20 protein-coding genes and 1 CRISPR repeat array are annotated in these 20,950 nt (G+C 67.4%); of the genes, 6 read left to right on the forward strand and 14 right to left on the reverse strand.

Going from position 1 to position 20,950, the window contains the following annotated elements:
- Nucleotides 1–28: 28 nt before the first annotated feature.
- Nucleotides 29–1,947: direct repeats of the CRISPR family, unit length 28 nt; unit sequence GGAACACCCCCGCGTGCGCGGGGCCGAC.
- A gap of 372 nt (nucleotides 1,948–2,319) precedes the next feature.
- The 12 genes from ABZX61_RS10510 to ABZX61_RS10565 all read right to left on the reverse strand — a co-directional run bounded on the left by ABZX61_RS10510 (nucleotide 2,320) and on the right by ABZX61_RS10565 (nucleotide 12,104).
- Nucleotides 2,320–5,154 (reverse strand): LysM peptidoglycan-binding domain-containing protein, encoded by a 2,835-nt coding sequence (locus tag ABZX61_RS10510; protein WP_355193332.1) that lies wholly within the window; start codon nucleotides 5,152–5,154, stop codon nucleotides 2,320–2,322.
- Nucleotides 5,151–5,561 (reverse strand): pilus assembly protein TadG-related protein, encoded by a 411-nt coding sequence (locus ABZX61_RS10515; protein ID WP_355193334.1) that lies wholly within the window; start codon nucleotides 5,559–5,561, stop codon nucleotides 5,151–5,153. The genes ABZX61_RS10510 and ABZX61_RS10515 overlap by 4 nt, the downstream gene beginning before the upstream one ends.
- Nucleotides 5,558–5,998: a TadE family protein gene (locus tag ABZX61_RS10520; protein ID WP_355193336.1), complete on the reverse strand. Its 441-nt coding sequence runs from the start codon at nucleotides 5,996–5,998 to the stop codon at nucleotides 5,558–5,560. The genes ABZX61_RS10515 and ABZX61_RS10520 overlap by 4 nt, the downstream gene beginning before the upstream one ends.
- Complete coding sequence (locus ABZX61_RS10525; protein WP_355193338.1) at nucleotides 5,980–6,357, reverse strand: TadE family protein; 378 nt, start codon at nucleotides 6,355–6,357, stop codon at nucleotides 5,980–5,982. The genes ABZX61_RS10520 and ABZX61_RS10525 overlap by 19 nt, the downstream gene beginning before the upstream one ends.
- Entirely contained in the window at nucleotides 6,354–6,542 is a 189-nt protein-coding gene (locus tag ABZX61_RS10530) for a hypothetical protein (protein ID WP_355193340.1), read from the reverse strand. Before ABZX61_RS10530 ends, ABZX61_RS10525 begins: the two co-directional genes overlap by 4 nt.
- Nucleotides 6,543–6,566: 24 nt before the next feature.
- Complete coding sequence (locus tag ABZX61_RS10535; RefSeq protein ID WP_355193342.1) at nucleotides 6,567–7,250, reverse strand: type II secretion system F family protein; 684 nt, start codon at nucleotides 7,248–7,250, stop codon at nucleotides 6,567–6,569.
- Nucleotides 7,251–7,429: 179 nt separating this feature from the next.
- Nucleotides 7,430–8,134 carry a type II secretion system F family protein gene (locus ABZX61_RS10540; protein ID WP_355193344.1) on the reverse strand — a complete coding sequence of 235 codons (705 nt, stop codon included), beginning with the start codon at nucleotides 8,132–8,134 and terminating at the stop codon, nucleotides 7,430–7,432.
- A 128-nt stretch (nucleotides 8,135–8,262) separates the two neighbouring features.
- Nucleotides 8,263–9,558 carry a CpaF/VirB11 family protein gene (locus tag ABZX61_RS10545; RefSeq protein WP_355193346.1) on the reverse strand — a complete coding sequence of 432 codons (1,296 nt, stop codon included), beginning with the start codon at nucleotides 9,556–9,558 and terminating at the stop codon, nucleotides 8,263–8,265.
- Complete coding sequence (locus tag ABZX61_RS10550) at nucleotides 9,555–10,259, reverse strand: hypothetical protein (protein WP_355193348.1); 705 nt, start codon at nucleotides 10,257–10,259, stop codon at nucleotides 9,555–9,557. Before ABZX61_RS10550 ends, ABZX61_RS10545 begins: the two co-directional genes overlap by 4 nt.
- A 7-nt stretch (nucleotides 10,260–10,266) precedes the next feature.
- Nucleotides 10,267–10,824 (reverse strand): SAF domain-containing protein, encoded by a 558-nt coding sequence (locus tag ABZX61_RS10555; RefSeq protein ID WP_355193350.1) that lies wholly within the window; start codon nucleotides 10,822–10,824, stop codon nucleotides 10,267–10,269.
- A gap of 90 nt (nucleotides 10,825–10,914) precedes the next feature.
- Nucleotides 10,915–11,739 (reverse strand): hypothetical protein, encoded by an 825-nt coding sequence (locus tag ABZX61_RS10560; protein ID WP_355193351.1) that lies wholly within the window; start codon nucleotides 11,737–11,739, stop codon nucleotides 10,915–10,917.
- The gene (locus ABZX61_RS10565) at nucleotides 11,721–12,104 is read right to left on the reverse strand and encodes a hypothetical protein (protein WP_355193353.1); all 384 of its coding nucleotides are present in this window, start codon (nucleotides 12,102–12,104) and stop codon (nucleotides 11,721–11,723) included. The genes ABZX61_RS10560 and ABZX61_RS10565 overlap by 19 nt, the downstream gene beginning before the upstream one ends.
- 515 nt (nucleotides 12,105–12,619) lie before the next feature.
- On the opposite strand from ABZX61_RS10565, the gene ABZX61_RS10570 reads away from it, so the two are divergent.
- Entirely contained in the window at nucleotides 12,620–13,099 is a 480-nt protein-coding gene (locus ABZX61_RS10570) for an AAA family ATPase (protein ID WP_355193355.1), read from the forward strand.
- 112 nt (nucleotides 13,100–13,211) lie between these two features.
- Here ABZX61_RS10570 and ABZX61_RS10575 read toward each other — a convergent pair whose 3' ends face one another.
- Entirely contained in the window at nucleotides 13,212–14,159 is a 948-nt protein-coding gene (locus ABZX61_RS10575; RefSeq protein WP_355193357.1) for an FAD-dependent oxidoreductase, read from the reverse strand.
- A gap of 11 nt (nucleotides 14,160–14,170) precedes the next feature.
- Nucleotides 14,171–15,598, reverse strand: a complete 1,428-nt coding sequence (locus ABZX61_RS10580; protein WP_355193359.1) for a carph-isopro domain-containing protein — start codon at nucleotides 15,596–15,598, stop codon at nucleotides 14,171–14,173.
- Nucleotides 15,599–16,166: 568 nt separating this feature from the next.
- Between ABZX61_RS10580 and ABZX61_RS10585 the strand changes: the two genes are divergently transcribed.
- The 5 genes from ABZX61_RS10585 to ABZX61_RS10605 are packed head-to-tail and all read left to right on the forward strand — an operon-like array spanning nucleotide 16,167 to nucleotide 20,943.
- Nucleotides 16,167–17,015, forward strand: coding sequence for a glycosyltransferase family 4 protein (locus tag ABZX61_RS10585; RefSeq protein WP_355193361.1), 849 nt, complete (start codon nucleotides 16,167–16,169; stop codon nucleotides 17,013–17,015).
- Nucleotides 17,012–17,983, forward strand: a complete 972-nt coding sequence (locus ABZX61_RS10590) for a D-2-hydroxyacid dehydrogenase (protein ID WP_355193363.1) — start codon at nucleotides 17,012–17,014, stop codon at nucleotides 17,981–17,983. The genes ABZX61_RS10585 and ABZX61_RS10590 overlap by 4 nt, the downstream gene beginning before the upstream one ends.
- A gap of 4 nt (nucleotides 17,984–17,987) precedes the next feature.
- Nucleotides 17,988–19,082 carry a radical SAM protein gene (locus ABZX61_RS10595; RefSeq protein WP_355193365.1) on the forward strand — a complete coding sequence of 365 codons (1,095 nt, stop codon included), beginning with the start codon at nucleotides 17,988–17,990 and terminating at the stop codon, nucleotides 19,080–19,082.
- Complete coding sequence (locus tag ABZX61_RS10600; protein WP_355193367.1) at nucleotides 19,079–20,173, forward strand: hypothetical protein; 1,095 nt, start codon at nucleotides 19,079–19,081, stop codon at nucleotides 20,171–20,173. The genes ABZX61_RS10595 and ABZX61_RS10600 overlap by 4 nt, the downstream gene beginning before the upstream one ends.
- A complete protein-coding gene (locus tag ABZX61_RS10605) occupies nucleotides 20,170–20,943 on the forward strand; it encodes a radical SAM protein (protein ID WP_355193368.1) in 774 nt (257 codons plus the stop codon). The genes ABZX61_RS10600 and ABZX61_RS10605 overlap by 4 nt, the downstream gene beginning before the upstream one ends.
- Nucleotides 20,944–20,950 lie beyond the last annotated feature (7 nt).

Here is a 20,950-nt window from a genome sequence, read left to right on the forward strand (position 1 = left end):
TTTCGATTCGGCGATCGAGCGTTCCTGCGGAACACCCCCGCGTGCGCGGGGCCGACCCTCGCGCTGGGCGGATCATTCGGTGAACTCTTGGAACACCCCCGCGTGCGCGGGGCCGACGTTGCTCTGGTTCTGCGGACCTGGGGTGATCGGGGAACACCCCCGCGTGCGCGGGGCCGACCCACTGGACGGCATCCACAGATCAAATTCGAGCGGAACACCCCCGCGTGCGCGGGGCCGACGCGTAGAGAGCCGGCTCGCCGGTCAGCTCGGAGGGAACACCCCTGCGTGCGCGGGGCCGACTACTCCGTAGCCTCCATCCAACGCGTGACCTCCGGAACACCCCCGCGTGCGCGGGGCCGACACGGGGAAACCGCCCGGCCAGGCCACGCCTCTAGGAACACCCCCGCGTGCGCGGGGCCGACAATCGCGCCCAGCACGACCAGCTCATGAGGAGCGGAACACCCCCGCGTGCGCGGGGCCGACCGGGAACGACGTGGATGGCGGTGTCGCTCATGGGGAACACCCCCGCGTGCGCGGGGCCGACGCCATGCACGTCTTTGCGGATGCCGTGCACAAGGGAACACCCCCGCGTGCGCGGGGCCGACACGTGGCCGCCCTGCCGGACCCGCCGCCGCTGCGGAACACCCCCGCGTGCGCGGGGCCGACGGGACCTCCCCGGGGCCTCCACGCGGAGGCTGGGAACACCCCCGCGTGCGCGGGGCCGACACGGAAGAGGGCCGTAGGAACTACGACGCAATCGGAACACCCCCGCGTGCGCGGGGCCGACTCGCAGAGCGCGCGCACCATCGCGGCCCGCGACGGAACACCCCCGCGTGCGCGGGGCCGACTTCCGATGGGCCTTCTCGGCCGCGAGACGACGCGGAACACCCCCGCGTGCGCGGGGCCGACGACCAAAAAGCCTCGCCGATGCCGCGTACCTGCGGAACACCCCCGCGTGCGCGGGGCCGACCACAGGACAGGCTCGTCGATGACGGCCCACACCGGAACACCCCCGCGTGCGCGGGGCCGACTCGAGCCGCGACACCGAGACCATCATCGCCTGGGGAACACCCCCGCGTGCGCGGGGCCGACCCAAACAGAACGGTCGGCCGTCCGCCGCGGCGCGGAACACCCCCGCGTGCGCGGGGCCGACGCATCCAGCACCATGAGCTCGATCACCGCGAGCGGAACACCCCCGCGTGCGCGGGGCCGACGCAACTCTCAGCCCCGAAAGTGTCGTACGCCATGGAACACCCCCGCGTGCGCGGGGCCGACGTCGCGAACAGGGTCGCGGAGACGCAGGCGAACGGAACACCCCCGCGTGCGCGGGGCCGACGTCTTGCGGACGATCAGCGCGCGGGCGCCCGGGGGAACACCCCCGCGTGCGCGGGGCCGACGCCTTCACCAACTGGGCACGGTACTCCCCGTACTGGAACACCCCCGCGTGCGCGGGGCCGACGAGGCACGCCGCAAGCACCGGAAGGCGTTCATCGGAACACCCCCGCGTGCGCGGGGCCGACAAAAGAGCCGCCTGGCAAATGGGTCACCACGGGGGAACACCCCCGCGTGCGCGGGGCCGACGCTGCTCCGTCTGCAGAATGCCGCTCATGAGGTGGAACACCCCCGCGTGCGCGGGGCCGACCAACGACGGTGGATGCGAGGCCGGACGAACCGCGGAACACCCCCGCGTGCGCGGGGCCGACAGGGCGCTCCGCTGGATCTCGTTCCCGCGACGCGGAACACCCCCGCGTGCGCGGGGCCGACGAGTTCCCGCCCGTCATGGAGTTCACGATCATGGGAACACCCCCGCGTGCGCGGGGCCGACCAGCCGAACAGCTCGGCGATGTCGGGCAGGAAGGGAACACCCCCGCGTGCGCGGGGCCGACGGTTCGGGAATCGGCCTGCGGCAGGGCGAGGTCGGAACACCCCCGCGTGCGCGGGGCCGACACTTGTTCACCTGCGAGTTAATCGGCGGAAGGCGCCGTTTTCCTTCGGTTGTGCAACAGCGGGGTGCTGTTTCACCTGCCTGCGCTCCTCTCTAGAAATGCTGGGTCTACTAACTCCGTCGAGGAGGCGAAGGCTATCGCGGTGTGCCTGGCGGCGATGTTTGTCGGTGGCGGTGTACCTAGGGTACGGAGTTGATGGGTGGCACGAGTGCCTTTGGAGGCAGTTCAGGGTCCAACCAGGTACGGTTCCAAGCTCCGCTGGGCTATGCCTTCAGACTCGATCGCAGGCCAACGCAAGCTGGCCAGTTTCACAAGGTGACGTGGGCAGGCACCAGCGCCTTGTTGCCGGACGGTTGTAGCCAGCGCGCAGCTGCTAAAGCCTGTATGGCGGGTTTGCAGGGGCGTTCAGTTGGTTTAGGACGGTTTGGGTTTCGGGGGAGGGGGTGACGCCGAGGGTATTGAGGCGGGCTCTGAGATGGCGGGCGCGTTGCCGGGCTTCGTCGGTGCGGCCGAGGGTGATCAGGAGGCGGATGGTCGATCGAGCGGCGCTTTCCATGTCGGGGTCGAGGGCGCAGGCCTGATCGTAGATCTCCAGGGCTCGTTCATCATGTCCTGCGTGTTCGTGGAGGGCGCCGAGCTGGAGGAGGGCTTTGACGCTGGCGATGGTGAGCGGCCAGCGGTGGTCCTGATCGAGCCAGTCGTATTTGAGGCCCTTGCCGAACTGTCCGCGGCATAGGGATGCGGCGGTTTCCAAGGCTGTGAGCTTTTCCTGTGCGTTGGTGGCGGTACGGGCGTCGGCGAGTGCTTGGTGAAAGGCCCAGAGGTCGACATCGATGTGTTGGGGCTCGATGCGGTAGGTCTTGCCGCTACGTTCGATGAAATGGGCCTTCTTGTCGTCAGGGGTGGAGGCGTCGCGTAGGGCGGTACGCAGGTCTTTGAGGGCGGCGTGGAAGCGATAGCCGGCCAGGGTTTCCTCCAGGTCGGGCCATAGACGCTCGCAGATCTCCTCGCGGTCCAGTCCCTTCGGGTGAAGGGCGAGGAGGACGAACAGTTCGAGTGCTTTGGTGCGTCGAGTGAGGTCCACGGGTGTGCCGCGTACGTCGATCGCGGGTTCTCCCAGGAGGGTGAACCGTACTGGTTGGGGTGTCGTGCTGGGCGGTGGGATCGGGAGATCGGCTGGTTGTTCGGGGTGTTCGGTGGGCATGCCGTTGCCGGTGGCGAGCGTGTGGAGCACCGATGCTGCGGCATCTGGCGGTAGGTGGAAGAGCATGACGTTGTGGAGTTCGGTGGCCATGGGGCCGGTTGCTTCGTTGACGTGGTGATTCTTGTCGATCTCGCAGGTAGTTCCTGATGATGAGTGGCCGGTTAGTACGGCTCCGAGCCCTAGGTGGGCTGCCATGGTCAGAAGGGTGTCCAGGTAGGGGTGGCCGTCGGGACAGGAGGTGGCGAGCAGCAGGGCGGGGAGGGGTTCGCCGGGTTCGGATTGGCGGAGCTGGGGGATGTCGTCGGCCTCGTAGTCCTGGAGGAGGCCGCGGCGGCTGACGAGTTGTTCTTCGAAGTGGTTGATGGCTTCGTCGAGGGTGGCGGTCAGGTGGAGTTCGGGCAGGTGGTTGGTCAGGGTGGTGATGGTGTCGCCGAACCAGCGTTCGGCGTCTTGGATCGGGATGGTGATGGTGGCGCGGTGGGCGTCGGCTTGGGTGAGCAGGTCGAGGATGATGGCGCGGATGCAATCGTCGGCTCCTGTGCCGGTGAGGGCCAGGTTCAGTCCGGACAGGGGCAGATGTACTGGATTGTCGTTGCGGATTCCGGCTTTGAGCGTGATGGGTGGATCGATCTCGAATGCCGCGCTGACCAGTTCGAAGTCGTCCGGCGGTGCCGCTTCTGGATCACTGCTGCGGTGTGCCTGTTCGAGCGCTCGTACGGCTGGGGATTGGGGTTCTGGGGCGAGCACGCTGACGGGCTCGTCGATGGTCGGCGCGGGCAGACGGCGCCTGCGGTGGAGCCGGGTGGCGGCGAGTGCGACGGCGATGCCCGCGGCGAAGGAGAGCGCCATCATCCCGCCCTGGGGCAGCATGACCACCTCGGGAGAGGTCGCTACTGCGGCGGGTCTCGGGATCTGTGGCGCAGGCTCAGCAGGTGGGTGGGGCGAGGCGGGGTTGAGAACGGGGCGGAGCGCGATTGTTCCGGTGGCCGGATGAGGTGGGGCGATATCCCGGGAGGAGGGCCCCGTCTCGGTGGCGAGGGGAGATGACGAGGTTCGGAAGCTAGGTGGGTCCTCCGAGTGGTGCGACGAAGGGGTGCGGTGAGTTGGCTTGGCTGCGTGCCGTTGGAGGGTGCGGCGGTGGACCGACTTGGTCTTCTGCGTGGCGCGTCCGTGCTTGGGCAGGATCAGCCGCCATCCCGGTTCCAGCACGTCAGGGTCCGTCAGCCGGGTCCCGCCAGGCTGTGGGCGTCCCTTGTTCAGCTTGAAGATCTTTTTGTACTGGATGCCCTGTCCGAGGTGCTGCTTGGAGATGCCCCACAAGGTTTCGCCCGAGGCGACGGTATGCGTCCGTAGCCGCGTGTGCTCAGGCTTCCTGGCGTCGGCGGGCAGGTGCAGGGTGCAGCCGGCCTGTAGCCACTCGCCCTGGGTGAAGGGGCGGCCGTCGTTCATGGTGCGGCCCTGGTTCAGGGCGATGATGTCCCGGTAGCGCATCGGGTCGCCGAGCTGCTTTTCGGCGATCGTCCAGAGGGTGTCTCTGGACTGGACTACGTAGGTCACGTACGGCTTCGCGGTCTCGCCCTTGTCCAATGCGCCGGTCGCAGGGTGATCGTGTATCTCCGTGGAGGTCGCGGCGATCGCTGCAGCTGGGATCAGGGCGCGAGGCGCGGCGATGGGCGCGGTGGCGGCCACCGTGATGGTGGTGATCAGGTACGCGGCGAGTCGTTGGAATGGCAGGCGTACCTGGCTGCGCTGGGCGCGGAGCGTGCCTACGAGCTCCACTGTCACCGCGAGGGCGAACAGGGCCCAGCAGGTCCACACCGTGGCCAGTAGCAATGTCCTGATGACGATGGGCTCGCCTGGAGTGGCCAGGTCGTCGAGGGTGGGCAGGTCGATCGGCCAGAAGAAGACCAGAAGGATGGTGGGGATCCCGGCCAGCAGGCCGGTGAGTGCCGCGACGGCGGCGATTCTGGCGAGCAGTGGATGACGCAGCCCGTACATCGTCATGATTGTCCTTGTTCGATGCCGTGGAACATTCGCGCGGTGGCGGTGGCTGTGGCGGAAACGGTGCTGATCCCTATCAGGGAGATCAGGACGGTGGGTTTGGCCACTGTGACGGTGATCCGCACCTGGTTGCCGGCCGTGGAGACGGCGCCGGTGTGGCCGGCGGAGGACAGGTAGGCGCGGGCGGCGTTCGCTGCCTGGGCGGGGTCGATCTTGAACTGGCCGCTGGCGTAGGCGTGGCCGGTGTTCATCTGTCCGGCTCCGGCGCGGGCGGCTTCCTCGGCTGCGGCATAGGCTTCGCGGTAGGCCTGGATCTTGGCGCCGCCGTCCACCATGAGCCCGGCGCACAGCAGCAGTGCGAACGCGACCACTGCGGTGAACAGCGTGACCGAACCTCTCTCCGCGTTCACGGCTGGTCTCCTCGTGCGCGGTAAGGGTCGATCGGACTGGTGAAGCTGCTGGTGATGTTCTTGGTGCCGGGGATTCCTGGTAGGGCGAGGTCGGCCAGGTTCACCTCGCAGGAGACTCGGGCGATCACCGAGGCCGGCCTGCCCAGCGGTGCGGACAAGCCTGCGGTGTCCACGGTCACCGACGGTGCGCATGCTAGTCCTTCACGAGCAAGTGCTGCCCGTGCGCTCGTCATAGCCACCGATCGGGCAGTGGTGGGATCGCGGGCGAGGGAGGCTTGCCGGGCGGCGTCGCGGGCGGCGGCGTCGAGAGCGCTGCGGGCGAGGGCGACGCGGCCCAGCCCGATGACCATCAGTAGCAGCGCTATCAGCGCTGGTGCGATGATGGCCATTTCGAGGGCTGTCGATCCGCGCTCGCGAGTCATCCGCTGGTGGTCCATTTCTCGATGGGAGCGCGGGCGACCTGGGTCACGGTGAGCGTCAGTAGAGGGACCAGGCTGATGGCCTGGCCGCTGACCGACACCTCGAGAGTGTCCGCATCGCGCGTAAGAGCTACCTTCGGGTGAGCGAGGAACGATCCGCCGACCTCGCGGATGAAGCGTTCGGCTGTCGCCTGGCCGGCTGACGGGCTGGAGCCATGGGTTCGGCCGGCGCGCAGTCCTTCCTGGGCGGCTGCCATGGCGAGGGTTCTGGCGTGGAACCACAGGGCGGTGTTCATGGTGAGCATGACGAGCAGGAGCACTGCGGGATAGACCAGGGCGGCCTCCAGCGTCGCGGATCCTCGCTCGCGTTCGCTCATTTGATTCTGGCGAGCTGTTCGTTGACGACAGAAGTGATCTTCGTGCCGACGGCGATGGCCAGCAGGAAGACCACGGCGGCGATGATCACCCATTCCACCGTCGACGCGCCGCGTTCGGGGTTCTGACCGCGTCGAAGTAGCAGTTCCAGCCGTGTGGCAACGGCGAGTACACGGTTACAGATCATTGGTGGGTACCTCCGGGAAACGGGTCAGCCGCCGGTCATCCGCGCGAAGGCGGGATAGCCGAGCAGCAGTAGGAATCCGAGGACGGACAGCGCCATTGGCACGGTCATGGTCTCGGTACGGGATCTGGCCTTGGCGACCTCGGCTGACAGGTCGGCCTCGCGCAACGACTGTGCCTTGGCCATCAGGGTGTCGAGGATGCTTGCTCCTCGGGTGCCGGCGAGCTGAGCGATGGCGGCCATGTCCGCGAGCTCGGGGGCGCCGATCTCCTTGGACAGGAGGGAGAGTTCGTCCCACGCGCTGCCGGTGCCCCGGCGCGCGGGATCCAGCGCCTGGGCCAGTCGCTGGAAGGTCCACCCGTGGCCGATCTTCGCCGCGGATTCCAGCGCCTCGGCAGGTCCTGCTCCTGCGGCGCGGGCGAGCGCGACCAGGTCGAGGTAGGCGACGATGGCCTGCCGAAACGCCGCGCGTGCTTCGGCGGCCTGACCGCGGATGGCCGCATCTGGGGCGAAGAACACCGCGACGGCGAACGCCAGGCACGCCGTCCAGGAGACGAGCCAGGGCAAGGTGACGCCGAGCAGCGCACACCACGCCCAGAACACGAATGGGCCGGCCGCCCCCAAGGCGAGCATCAACGCCTTCTGGGCGAGGTAGTCGTGGGGTGTCTTGCCGAGCAGCGTCAGATCCGTGTGTGGAACTCGCGCGCCCATCAGCGTTCCCGCGAGCCTCTTGACCAGGCGTGACTTCCAGTCTTGCTCGGGTTCGGGATGTGTGCCTGGCCGGAGGCGTTCCATCGCTGGGGCGAGCGCAGGCGGGGCTGGAAAGGCAGCGGCGAGGGTGAGAGCGATTCCGAGGCCGCTGACTGCGCCGCAGGCCAGCACAATTCCGATCATGATGGTCCACCTGCGGCGTTGAGGAAACGGTGCCCCTTCGGCGGCCTGGCCAGGCGGTGCAGCCAGACAAACGCGCCCGCGTACAGGCCGATCACGATCGCGAGCACGAGTTGCCCGCCGATCGTGCCGAACGGAGCGACGTAGGTAGTGTTGAGCAACGCGAAGGTGGTGTAGCCGAGCAGCGCGCCGACGACCCAGCGGGCGGTGACACGGTGGGTGGCGCGTTCGGCGTTGATCTCGCGCCTGGCAGCGACGTCCTTGGCGACCGTGCGGGCCAGGCGTTGCAGGACATCGCGTAGTCCTTGGCCACGGGCCCGGCAGGCCAGGATGAGTGCTGCGGCGATCATGTCGCCGGTCGGGTCGGCGAGGTCGTCGGCGAACGCGCGCAGTGCCTGTTCGGTGGGGGCGCGGTAAGTGAGCCGGCGGGCCAGCGCTCGCACCTCGGTGGCGATCGGCGCGGGCGGGTGGTCGGCACTGGAGCGCAGAGCCTCCTCGATGCCCGCGCTGCCGCCGAGTACGTCAGCCAGGTGCCGGATCCAGGCTTCCAGCGCTTCGAGCCGCTCGATCCGCCGTACGGTGTCGCGGCTGATCAGCATGCGCGGCAGCGCTACCGCGCCCGCTGCGGCCCCAGCGGCGGCGACCGGCCAGCCTGTCAGCCACCACGTGGCACAGAACGCGGCCAGCCCGTACGCCAACGGCATGACCGTTGCCCGGGGTATCCGGCGCCGTGGCGGGCGGGGCGGGCGCACCGGAACCCGCCGTGATCCGGCAACGGCGACCAGTGGCCCCGCGATCAGCGCCGCTCCAGACAGGGCGGCCAGCCACCCGGTCATGCCCAACCTCCGGTGAACAGGTTGGGGTCGAAGCCGGCCGTGACCAGCTCGTCCATGCACTGTGGGATCGTGTTCGGCACTGCGCGTCCGTCCGGCCCTGGCACGTAGACGCGGTTAACTGATGGTTCCATGCCGTCGGCCGGGGGCAGGACCTCGTGGATCTCGGCGACGTAGCGGCGGTTGACCAGCCCGTCCAGGTCGTGGCGGAGCTCGTGCCGCAGATGGACAACGAAGTCCACGGCCATGCCGATGGTGCGAAACAGCGTCTCGGGCGCGATCGCCAGGCCACCCGATCCAGCCAGGATCAGCATTCGAGCGAACACCTGGTCGGCGGAGTCGGCGTGCATGGTGCAGATGGAGCCGGCGCCGCCGGTGTTCATCGCCTCAAGCATCGGGACCAGCTCGTCTCCGCGTACCTCGCCGACGATGATGCGGCGGGCGTTGAAGCGCAGGGCGTCCTCGATCAACTGGTGCAGGGTGATCGCGCCGAAGCCTTCGGTGTTGCCCTCGCGAGCCTCCAGCGCGAGAACGTCCCGGTGCCGGTCGGGCTGAGTGTGAAGGAAGAGTTCGTACTCCTTCTCCACGGTGGCGATCCGCTCGTCCGGATCGATCTCGGCCGCCAGGGCCCGGGCGAACGTGGTCTTCCCGTCGCCCATGCCGCCGCTGATCACGATGTCCTTGTGGGCGCCTACGGCGGCGGCCAGGAACGCGCGGCAGCCCTTGTCCAGGGTGTCGGAGGCCATCAGATCGTCCAGATCAGCGTGGATCATCCCGTGCCTGCGGATCGACAGGCACGGGCGCGGTGTGACGCCCATCAGCGCGGCGATACGCGTCCGTCCGACCGACAGGTGCAGGCGCGGGCGGGCGATCGAGAAGTCCCGAGCGGTCTGGCCCTGGTACGCGGCCCATCGGCGGACGTTGCCCACCAGTTCCTCGTCGCTGTCGGCGATTGGCGGGCCGGGCAGCTTGCGGCCGTCCCGGTAGGTGATCCACACCTGATCGCAGCCGTTGACGTCGATGTTCTCCACGTCGGGGTCGTCGACGAACGGCTGCAGGCGTCCCAGGGCGAAGATCTCGTTGTAGACCGCCTCGGCCAGCAGCCGCTCTTCCGGCAGGGTGGGCACGTTCCGGCCGGCCAGAGTCCTGCTGTCTGCGTACTCGTGGACCAGGTCGATGATGACCGCCCGTGCATACTCCCGGACAGCCTCGTCACCGGAAACCGCGGCGCTGTCGAGCGCCTCGGTCACCTGGGGGAGGATCTTCCGCACCGCCCGCTGTACGTCGAAACTCACGCCGCCACCCGTTCGCACAGCTTGGTCGCGAGCGAGCGGGCGGCCCGCAGGAGCAGGGAACGCGACAGGTACCGCTCGCTGCCAGCGCCGTGCGTCAGGATCGTCGCCGCCTTCGGATCATGCGGAAGGTGGCCGACCACCTCTACGCCCAGCGTCCTGGCCACCTCCCGGCGTCCATAGGGCCCATCACCGGTCAGCAACATGTGTGGGCTGACTCGGTGGTTGATCTCCGCCAGACGAGGAGCGAGCGCGGACAGATCTCGTAGCGTGGGCTGGGCGATGACGAGGATTCTGTCCGCTCTGGCCAGCAGCGGAGTCGGTGTATCCGAGCCGCCGATTCGCCCGATGTCAGCGATCACGTCCCCGCCAATGGTGGCGAAGGTCTCGGCGATGCCCGGCCACAGCGGCTGGACCGACGACACCTGGGAGGGACTGGCCAGTCCCAGCAGGATCCGGCGGTCTTCCAACTGAAGCACCTGTTCAGCCAACGTAGCCGGCGCATCGGCGCCGCGCCTCAGTTGCACCGCCCACTCGCCGAGGCCGCGATCCTGCTGATGACCGACCAGATACCCGGACAGGACGCTGCCACCAGCGGGGTCGCACTCGGCGAACAGCACCTCACGTGGCCAGGTGAGAGTCAGGGCCAGCCCGGCTGTCGTCACGCCAGGGCTGTGTCCGCCCGAACACAGAACGATCAGCATGGGCAGCTCACCTGGCCCGCGACTGCAACACGATGGCCACCTGGCCATCAGCTGCCTGGCGGGCCAGAGCCGTACCGGCCGCTGCTGGGACGATCAGGTCGACCACGACCAGCCCGTCGGCGTCCGGCTGGCCGACCCGATCCACCCTGGCCGGGTGATCCTGTGCCGGCCCGTGGCCTGCTTCACCGGATGAGACGGCAGTAGCTACGACGCGGTCACCGGGCTGGATGCCTCTGGCCGGCAGTCGGCTGGGCTTCAGCGCCACCGGCACCACCACTTCACCCGGTGCCGGCACCAGTGTCTCAGTCACGTGCGCGGGTGACAGCAGGCTGCCCGCCTTCAGGTCGATGGCAGCCCGCTTTCCGATCATCGCGCTCTTACCGGCCGCGTCCACGGACTGGACCGCCGCGTCCAGGCCGAGTGCCACCGTACGCAGATCCTGAGCCTGGAGCGGCTGGCCGACCGGTACGTCCCGAGCCATGGCCAGCACCGGAACCCGCTCGCTGGCGACTCCGTACACCTGCCACGCCACCAAAGCACCCAGCGCGGTCAACGCGACGCCCACTACGAGCATCATCGGGCTGCGCCGACCAGGCAAGGGCCGCACCTGGCCCGCTTCTCTGGGCGGCGAGAGCCGCTGAAGCAGCATCAACGTCTATCCCTCCGTGACGAGCGTCTGGGCTTCTACGACGCGAACCGGGAACGTGACCGACCTGATGATCGGCGGCAACGCGCCACCTGCACCGCCTGAGCCCTGCCAGGTACCGCGCCAGGTCACGGACACAGTCACTCGGCGAGCCAGGGCCGGTTGCAGAAAGAGATGTGAACACGTAGAGCGCTGTTGGGCAGCCAGGAGCGAGGGGTCGAAGGGGGTTCCGGGGCCGTTGCAGGTCAGCGAGTGGCCGTCGCCTGTGTCGATGGTCATCCGCTGCGGGGTGGCGGTGGCCTCGGCCCAGACAGCCCCGGCGTGCAGCCGTTTGGACTTGGGGACCCACTGCCCCTTGGCCAGGTAGAACCAGTGTGGGAGCCCGACCAGCCCGTCCCGGCCACGCGGTGGAGCGGTCAGCACCTCCGGGGGTGTGATCGGGATGCGCGCGTATGCCCGGCGCGCGAGCCGCTCGCGAACGGCCCTCGGAGACTGCTTGTTCTCGATCCAGACGATGTCCCAGTAGCCATCGGAGCACCGGACCTCGTACCAGGCGCCCTCCTTGGGCTGCTCGGTGCTGAGCGGGCGATCAGGATCAGGAGATTCTGCCCCTACCTTCTTCAGCCCGTTCACGTACCACCATCGCCGTTGGGAACAGGTGACCTTCGGCTTCTTGCTGGCCGAGACAGTGGATGCCCTGCGGGGCTTCTCGTTGGCCCAAATGAGGTAGTTGAAGGGCTGAGCTGACACGCCAACGCCGTCGCCGTCGTCCTTCATCACGGGGAAGACGACAAGGCCGGCGACAAGGAGATGGGTCATGCCGATGGCGAGCAAGGCTCTTCCAATTGCTCGATCTTCGCGACCCGCCACACGCCATCTGCTCCCTTGGTGAGGGCGGCGACCATATGAGTGGCGGGCATGCCGTGGGTGAGGCGCTTTCCTGTCCGGTCATCTGCCTGACCGGCCTTCCGGGCGTCCTGGCAGTCGTGCAGGGCCGCCCGGTCACCCTGGACTTGTACGTCGTAGGTGCGCAGGACAGGCTCTCCCCAGGTGATCCGACCTTGGGCGCGAAGCGCGGCGATACCCTTCAGCATCGTGTCCAACAGGGGCTGCGTCGCGACCTGCTCAAGAATCGCCCTGCGCTTTGTAGGAGGAGCATGTTCGGCGCGTGGTCCGGCGTGGTAGAGCTCGCTGTACACAGCCAGGACGGCATCCTTGTCCGTCGAAGGACTGGGAGTCGGTGTTGGAGTGGTTGCGGGAAACGCTGCTGTAGCTCTCGGTGCGGGAGGAGAGTCGCTGGCGCATGCGGTCACGGCGGTTGCCATGGCGGCGAGTACCGCCGCCAAGGACATGACCAGTCTGGAACTCGTCAAATCGCCCCTTACCACCAAGGTCCTTGCATAGAGGAGTTGATCGACTACTTATAGTTGTCAAGCTAGGGTAGTCGTCACCCTCCGGCAGTTCCTGCCATGGCCAGCCGATCATTACTGGATATTTGTTCACCGCTCCTGCGAGGAGATCCAGTCGGCGAGCGCATCACATCAGCAGTACGACGCGCGCGGGGATGACGACCGCCGGCCGTGATGAGTGGGCACTGGACTTCGCCGCGGGGTTGCCGGGCAGGATCGCGAACCCGTAGCCGGAAGCCAGCGGATCGCCAACATGGATGGTACGAAGCCGACCGGGACCAGGCTGGTCCGGTAGTCTCGGGCTGATGGCGAAGATCTTGGTCACTGGTATGTCGGGCACTGGCAAGTCCACGGCGTTGGAGATGCTGGCGGCCCGGGGTCATCGCGCCGTCGATACCGACACCGACCAGTGGAGCCGTTGGGTGACCCTGCCGGACGGATCCACCGATTGGGTGTGGCGGGAGTCGGCCATCAGTGATCTGCTCGCCAACCACCGTGAGGGTGCCCTCTTCGTGGCTGGCTGCAAATCCAATCAGGGTCGGTTCTATCCTCAATTCGATCAGGTCGTCCTGCCCAGGGCTCCCGCTGAGATCATGCTTGCCCGCATCGCGACGCGAACCAACAACCCCTTCGGCAAGAGCCCCGAGGAGCGTGAGGCCATCCTGCGCGACCTGGCCAACGTAGAGCCGTTGCTCAGGGCCACCTCCACTGTCGAGATTGACGCTTCTGCGCCGATCGACAAGGTCGTCCAGCAGCTTGAGGAGCTGGCGCAAACGGCACCGTGACCAGGGGTTGCAGGAACAGGCGCTCCAGTTCCCGCCGCTCCTAGGTTAGGCGCAGGTCGCCTGGACCGTCGCGAGGCGTTCAGCCGGGGTGTTACGGCGTAGTTGGATCTCGCTATGGATCTCCGACCAAACTCCGGATGTGGAACGCACAACCCCAGGAAAGAGTGACTCCGGCTCCTCCGTGCCCATAGTTGTGCAGCAGCGTCCGGCCTACGACTGGATCCGCCTCCACACGGACGTGATCACGCGTGGGGCGCAGTCCAACGCGGTGGTCGAGAACGCGGGCCTGCGCGAGACGCGGTTCGACAGCTCTACAGCGGGCGAGGATCGCTTCGGCAGCCAGGGGGTCGACGTCAAGAGACTCGTCGCCGTCGATGGCTGTGCCGCCGAGGACGACGGTGTCGCCGTGGGGGTAGATGCATAGAAGATCAGGCGACATGCCGGTGTCTTCTGAGAAGAACTCGGTGAGGCCGGGGTTGGTTACCACGACGTGCTGTCCGCGTATGGAACGGACGCGGGGATCGTCCACGAGTGACCGTGCTGATAGGCCCGTGCAGTTGACGACGGTGGCTGCCGGTTGTGCTTCTTTCAGGGCGGCCAAGGTGCCGAGTTCGATGGTGACGGCGGCCGCTTCGAGTCGGTGCTGGAGATAGCTGAGGTAGGCCGGCATGTCGATGACCGGAACTGTGAACCGGTAGCCCGTTGTGAACCCCTCGGGGAGTTCGGCACGGGTGCAGGGCTGGAAGCCGGGGAGGACGGTGGCCCAGTCCGGAGGGTTCTGGGCGGTACGGGATGCCTCGATGCCGCTGGTCAGCCGGATACCGGTGGCGGGGTCTGCGGCGAGGCGCTGGAAGATCTGAAGGGACTCCTGGCTCCACCGGTCGATCTTGTCCTTGGGCTCGACCAGATACGGGCCCCACATGGCTCCGGCGGACAGAGACGTAACACCCGGAAGCTCAGAAGTGATGACGTGCACGTTGTGGCCGGCTTCGGCCAGGACGATGGCAGTGGTCAGGCCCGAGACACCAGCCCCGACTACGACAACGCGGTCAGAGGTCATATTCGGTGACTCTAGCTCCGATTCGTCGCCTGCAGGGCGTGCTCAAGCCGGGGGAGGAAGCTACGAACGTATGGGTTGCGCTGGCGGCGGCGCAGGTCGACGGCCAGGCGGCGGAGTAGGTCTGTGCTCCGAGGGGAGCGGACGGTGCGCAGTCGTCTGGCCGTGATCTCCCCGATCTGGCAGGCGGATTCGAGTTCGCCCCGGGCGCTGTTGCCGAGGGCGAGCCACGCGCCTTCGTACAGGGCTCGTCGTTGATGGGTTGTTTCGTGGCTCCGGCTGTGCGCACCGGTCTGCAGTAGGTCGATGCCTTGGCCGAGCAGAGTGCGGGCCTTGGCCGTGGTGCCGTCATGCTGCCTGGTCATGCCGAGGTGGATGAGGGCGTAGCCCGCCTGGCAGTCCAGGTGGTTGGGAGTGAGGAAGTACATCCAGCGCGGCTCGTGACCGGTGAGCGGCTCGTCGACGAGCTCGCGGGCCATGTCGCGGCTTCTTTGGAAGTCCGTATAGCGGTCCGCCGTCGCGTACGCGAACGCGAGGCGGGAGAGCACCGAGGCCCGGACGGCGGCCGGGGCGGCGTCGCTGGCGCGGCGGGCGGCCTCACCGAGGGTGATGGCGTCGGCGGGGTGATCGCGGCTGGCGGCCTGGAAGGACAGGTCGGCGAGGATGTGGGCGCAGAGCGGCAGGTTGTTGACCTGGTGAGCGGCTCGCAGGGCGGTCGCGAAGTAGCGCTGGGCCAGGCCGTGATGGGTGGCGTCGAAGGCCATCCAGCCGGCGAGCTGGCCGACTTCGGCCAGTGCCTGGAGAAGCCTGGCTGTCACTGCGGTCGGGTGGCCTCCCTCGTGGAGCAGGAGTCCGATGCTGCGGAACTGGGCGCCGATGTAGCCGAGGTGACGCGCGCCGCCGTGCTCGTCGTCAAGGGCTTGGAGCTGCGGAAGCTGGGTTTCGATCTGCTCGACGAGGGACGCGTCGCTGGCATCGACCGTGAGGAGCGGGAGGTAAGCGCCGCGTCCGGCGGTGCCGTCGAGGTAATGGGCGACGACGGCGGTCAGACCTGATCCAGAAATGGCGAGAAATTGGCGGCGGTCAACGAGCCCTCCAACCACCCAGTCCTCCACGATCCTCCAAAGAGCTTGCGCGGTCCACGGCAGCTCCAGGCCGCCGCTCGCGGGGACGAGCATGGGCGACTCCGGCGCCCTTCCCTGCCATAGTTCGCCGACGGAGATGACCCTTCCCATCTCCTGAGAAAGCACGTACGCCGTCATCATCGGCAGGGGAGACCGGGGCACGCTAGCGCAGTCCCGCCAGTGGTAGGGGGCGGACTCGGCGACGGTCCCCGGTCCGAAGACCTTGTTCAGCTTGCGCGCCAGAGCCTTCGGGCTCCAGCCCAGTTCCTCGAGGCAAGCGGCGAGTACGGGGTTCGAGCGCTTCGGCTGCGGAGTCATGCCGCTCACCTCGCTGTCGTGGGGGCCGCTCGCGTTCGGAACCTCTTCATGATGTGCCCATCCTGCAGCTCCATGCCACGTCGCGCGCAAAGTTGACCGAGTTGACCGGTTGACCACCTCCTCGCCGCGCACCGCCCTGGGCTGTCGTAGAAGCAGCCGGAACAAGGCCATCGAGGAGGGGTAGTGAAAGTGATCGAGCCGACTGTCGCGAGTAGGTCGGCGTGCCGGGTCGTCGTCGCTCTTCAGGACGGGTTCTACGGAGCGAGTTCGGGATCGGGGTTCAGCAACAGGGAATTTCCTCATTGCGCTAACCCGGCTGCTTCCTCCCGGGCGGCTTGTCGTGATACCCGTTCGAGGGCATTCCGTCCGGGCTGACCCTTGCTGGACTGGCCCGCTTCTGAGAAGCCTGCAGCAGGCGAACGCCCAGGTCGTCCCGATCAGACAGCGCAACGGAAATCTAGGGCGGGTCGTCGAGAAAGTCGCCGACATTGCCTCCGCAGCGGACCGATGCCTGCTCATCGGTCTCGGCCAGTCTGTTCTGGGGCTGGTTGACCATGCCATCGACAACGTGGACCTGCTGCTCGTACCCCGCTCGACGGCCGCCTTGAGCAGTCCGGATGATCTGTCCGAGATCAACTGGGAGCGGGACCGCCTGCACACCGCTGTCAAGTGTGGCGGCTACGTTGCAGCGATCTCGGCCTTCATGCGCCAGCACCTCCGGGACGGCTACAGCTTGCCTGGCCACGCCCTGGTGGACATGCCCAATGGCCTGCTCCTGGACGAGGAGCCATCGGAGAAGGCGCTTCCACTTCCCAGCCGGGCCGAGGGAGGATTCCTCTTCGCGCTTGGCCGCCCGGTTCCGGACAAGGGATTCGAGGACCTGCTGGCGGCTCTGGAAATCCTGCGCAGTCGCCGCGTGCCCGTTCCTCATCTGGTAATGGCGGTTACCGGATCGGGGGTGCCCAATGAGTATCAGCGACACCTCGCAAGAATCATCGAGGACGGCGGTTCCGACGCGACGCTGATCACCCGGTTCAGCCCCCGGATCAGAACCTGGATGAGCAGCCCAGCGCTGCGCGGGATCGTCGTTCCTTCTCGTAGGGAGCCTTTCGGAAGGATCCCGCTTGAGGCGTTCGCGGCCAAGGCAGGGCCCGTCGTCGCGACCCGTGTTGGTGGTCTACGTGAGACGGTTGTGGACGGCTTCACGGGGTTCACCGCCGAACCGCACGACCCCGCCTTGTTGGCGGAAGCGATTCACCACGCCCTCTCGGTGAGTTCAGGCGAACGCGCCCGGCTCATCGAGGTCGGCGGAGCCCTCCTACGGAGGCGGCACGACTATCTCAAGAACATTCGTGCCACGCTCGGAGCTGTCGCCCCCTGGGCTCTGTCCCTCCCGGTGAGGAGTGGAGTCCGGTGAGAGTCACGATGTGCCTGAATTCCGATCAGGACTTCTGGCAGCCGTCGCAGGAGCACGTGGACCACCTGCGTTCGAACTTCCCCGACGTGGAGTTCCGCGTCGCCACGCCCTCCACAGTGCCGGACGATCTTCAGGAGAGCGAGGTCTATTTCGGCTGGCGCTTCGCCCCGACCTGGTTCTCCCTCGCACCGTTCCTGCGGTGGATCGCTTCTCCCGCCGCAGGGACCGATCACCTCCCCGTACGGCAGGCGCAACAGGCCGGGGTGATGCTGACGCGTTCGTACGGGTTTCACGGGCGCCCCATGTCGGAACACGCGATGGGGCTGGTCCTCGGCTTCTCCCGCGGGCTGTTCACCAGCAGTCGCCTACAACTCACCCGGCTCTGGTGGAAGGACGAGCTCGCCACAGAGTTCTTCGACCTGGCCGGCGCCACCATGGCCATCGTCGGCTGCGGAAGCATCGGTGCCCACCTGGCGCGAGCAGCCGCAGCGTTCAGAATGAACGTCATCGGCGTCCGCCGCACACCGCCGACCGATGCTCAGGACGGGATCCGCTGGGTACGGACCTCCGCAATTCGACGAGCGGTTGCCGACGCCGACGTCGTGATCGACCTGCTTCCGGCGACCTCCGAGACCGCGGGCTACTTCGACCAGCGGGTGTTCAACTCCTGCAAACCCGGGGCGATCTTCATCAATCTGGGCCGTGCCAGCACGGTAGATCACACAGCCTTGCTCCAAGCCCTGGATTACGGCCCGCTGGGCGGCGCGGCCCTGGACGTCACGACTCCGCGACCGCTTCCGATGGAAGACACGCTTCGCCTGCACCCTCGCGTGATCCTCACTCCCAAGAGCGCCACGTTCTCACGCTTCTACATGGACGAAGCCATTACCTTCTTCGCCGACAACCTGCGCCGCTACCTGGACGGCGTGTCACTGCACGGCCTGGCCACCCTGCCCACCGAAGGCTGATCCGATGTCTGATGCCGATCGCACTGCGCTGCTCGCGGACTTCTCCGCGACCGGCCGTAACCATCCCTATCTCGCGTTCACCCTCAATTCGCTGTGCAACCTCGACTGCGTCTTCTGCAAGCCGCGCTGCATGCCCGACTACGGGCACAAGGACCACCCCCTGAGTGCGGGCGACTACGCCGCGATCGCCCGCGAAGCCGCTGCCTGGAAAGTGGCGAAGGCGCACTGTTCGGGCGGGGAGCCGACTCTCCGCTCCGACATCCTCGAAGTGATCGCCGCCCTCGCCGCCGGACTCGGTACGGAGGCTTCGATCGGCATGACCACCCACGGGAATCTCCGGCGCGGATTGACCGTCGACCAGATGGCCGGCGCCGGGCTGACGTACGTCAACGTTTCTCTCCACAGCCTCGACCGCAGCCGTTCGGCGAAGATCATGGGCGGCGGGGATCCTGATCGGGCGCGCGACACCGTCAACGCAGCTCTTGGCCTCCAGCTCAAGGTGAAGATTAACTGCGTGGTTCAGCGCTCGTACCTTCACGATGCGCTCCAGGTCGCCAACCTGGCCAAGGACCTGCCAGTGGCGGTTCGGCTCATCGAGCTGCAGAACATCGGCCCGGCCTCGGCGATCTTCACCGAGGAGTACATCTCCGAGACCGAAGTCCGCCCTCACCTGCTGCAGTGGCTCGCCAGCGCCGGTGAGGTCTCCCGCACGGAGCTCGGCGTACGCAGCCCGGGGAACTACCTCCGGCCAGACGGCTGGGTAGGCTCCATCGGCTTCATCTCCAACTCCAGCTGTGCCACCTGCTCGGACGCCAACCGCATCAAGATCACCCCGAGCGGGGTCGCCAGGCCGTGCATCCTCCACAACCGTGACATCGCGCTGAAACCGCACCTCGCAGGCGGCACCCTGGACGAGGCATTCGCCCATCTGTTCCGAGCCATGCTCGACCGCAACGGCAACCCCGCCTGGCAGGGCTTCCACTACGTGGACTACGACCTCCGCTGGGATCGCATGGAGCGTCCCCATGGCGCACCTGTCATGCTCCCCGTCCTGTCCACTGGCTCCTGCAGTCGCGCCAGCTCGGGGGAGACGTCATGACGGCCGTGCTCTCCGCGAAGGTGTCACCGTACGTCCAGCTCGGCACCGCGTACGAGCAGGAGCTGGGCATCCAGGGGATACCGCCGGCGATGCTCGCCCACAAGTGGCAGCCGGCGGATCTCCTGGCCCCGCATTCGGATCTCGACATCCGGATCCTCCTCGCCCAGCCGCCGCAAGACTGGTGGGAGTGGAATCACCGCCTCGCCGCGGCTCATATGGCAGTCGTCTCCCAGGAGATCGTCAACCGGCGCCTGCTGGAACATCCACCTGGGTTCGCCTTCACGCTGCCGGAGGTCGATCAACGCCGTGTCGCCCCAGCAGAACTCGCCACGTGGAGCATGATCAGTGGACATCCAAGGGTCTTTCACCGTTGGAAGTCCCAGGCGCAGATGGCCCCGTGGAGCCGTGCCGACGAGCTGTTCTACCGGGGAATCCTCGACGCCCGGGTCGGGGGGCGCTACCGGCTGTCCGCCGACAGCGCCGACAACGTCCACATCGACCTTCCTGGCTACCGCCGCCACTGCATCGTGTGGCACTATCTCGCGCCCTGCTGGTTCGCCATCGCGTCGCTGGCCACCCGTACCCGGTGCCCTGGGAAGTTCGCGGCCCTGGCCCAGTGGCATCCTCCAGACCTTGAGCACTACGGGCAGGCATTCGCACGCCAGGCTCGTGACCAGCACGACCAATCCATCGCCGGCCTCCTTCGCCAGGCGCATGCCGCGGTGACGGCGGCCATGCAGCACCTTCCGGCCGCAGCGGAGCACGACGAAGCGCCGCACCCGACCTCCACGATGACGGTCGGCATGCTGCGCGTCCGTGTCGCCCGGTGGCTCTACTACCTCGATCCGCCACCCGGTACGGCGACCGCCTATCTCGTCCGCCGCGAGGCCCGTGAGCTGCACGCCGCCGCCGCAGCTCTACGTGCGTTCGCGTTCGACCAGGTGACGGGGGAACAGCGTCTGGCGGCTCGCATGGCCGACCTACTGCCCACCGGCCCCACCACCGAGCGGGTCCTCCGCGACACCCTCACCACGTGGCATCGACACCGCACGCTGGTAGAGGACTTTCTCAACGCGGGCGTTCCGTCATGAACGCTCGGATCCTGAAGACCGCGAAGATCAAAATCACCACCAAGTGCAACCGCGACTGCGCATTCTGCATCTTCGCCAACGGCGCCCGTGGCGAGAACATGCCGATGGACCTCTTCGCCACCATCCTGGACAGGCTGGAGTCGATCCCGTTCCAGCAGCTGCACATCAACGGCGGCGAGCCGACCGTCCATCGTGATTTCCCCGCGCTGAGCCGCCTGGCGCGCACCCGCCTTCCCCAGCGAGTTATGGTGCTCGGCACCAACGCCATCACCCTGGCCCGCAACGAACGACTCATGGCGACCGCCGTGGAGTGCTACGACCAGATCCTCATCGGGTGCGACGACGAGCACGGCAACTACGAGCAGGTCGAGGCCGTCGTCCCCGCACTGCGCCGGGCCGGGAAGACCGTCGTCATCAACAGCGTCCTCGAAGCGATCGACGAACCGCGCCTCACCCGGCTGGCGCGGTTATGCGACGGGCACGGCGCCATCCACGTCACCAACCATGTACACCACATCGACGTCGGCCAGCCCACCAACCAGCTCCACGGGCTCTGCGCTCGCTACCTCGATCAACATCTCATGATCGAGCTCGACGGATCCTGCTACCGCTGCTTCAACGCCATGGCCAAGGCAGACAGCGAGTTCAGCGTCTGGGATTCCGACTTCGCCACCAAGGTCTTCGCACCCCGGAGTGAGCACTACCACTTCTGCCTCCGGTGCCACGAATACGCCGACTCCGGCGCCTCTGTCGTCCCGTCTGGAAGGTGACCCCGAC

Source organism: Nonomuraea sp. NPDC003709, from assembly GCF_040610775.1.
GTDB classification, from domain to species: domain Bacteria; phylum Actinomycetota; class Actinomycetes; order Streptosporangiales; family Streptosporangiaceae; genus Nonomuraea; species Nonomuraea angiospora_A.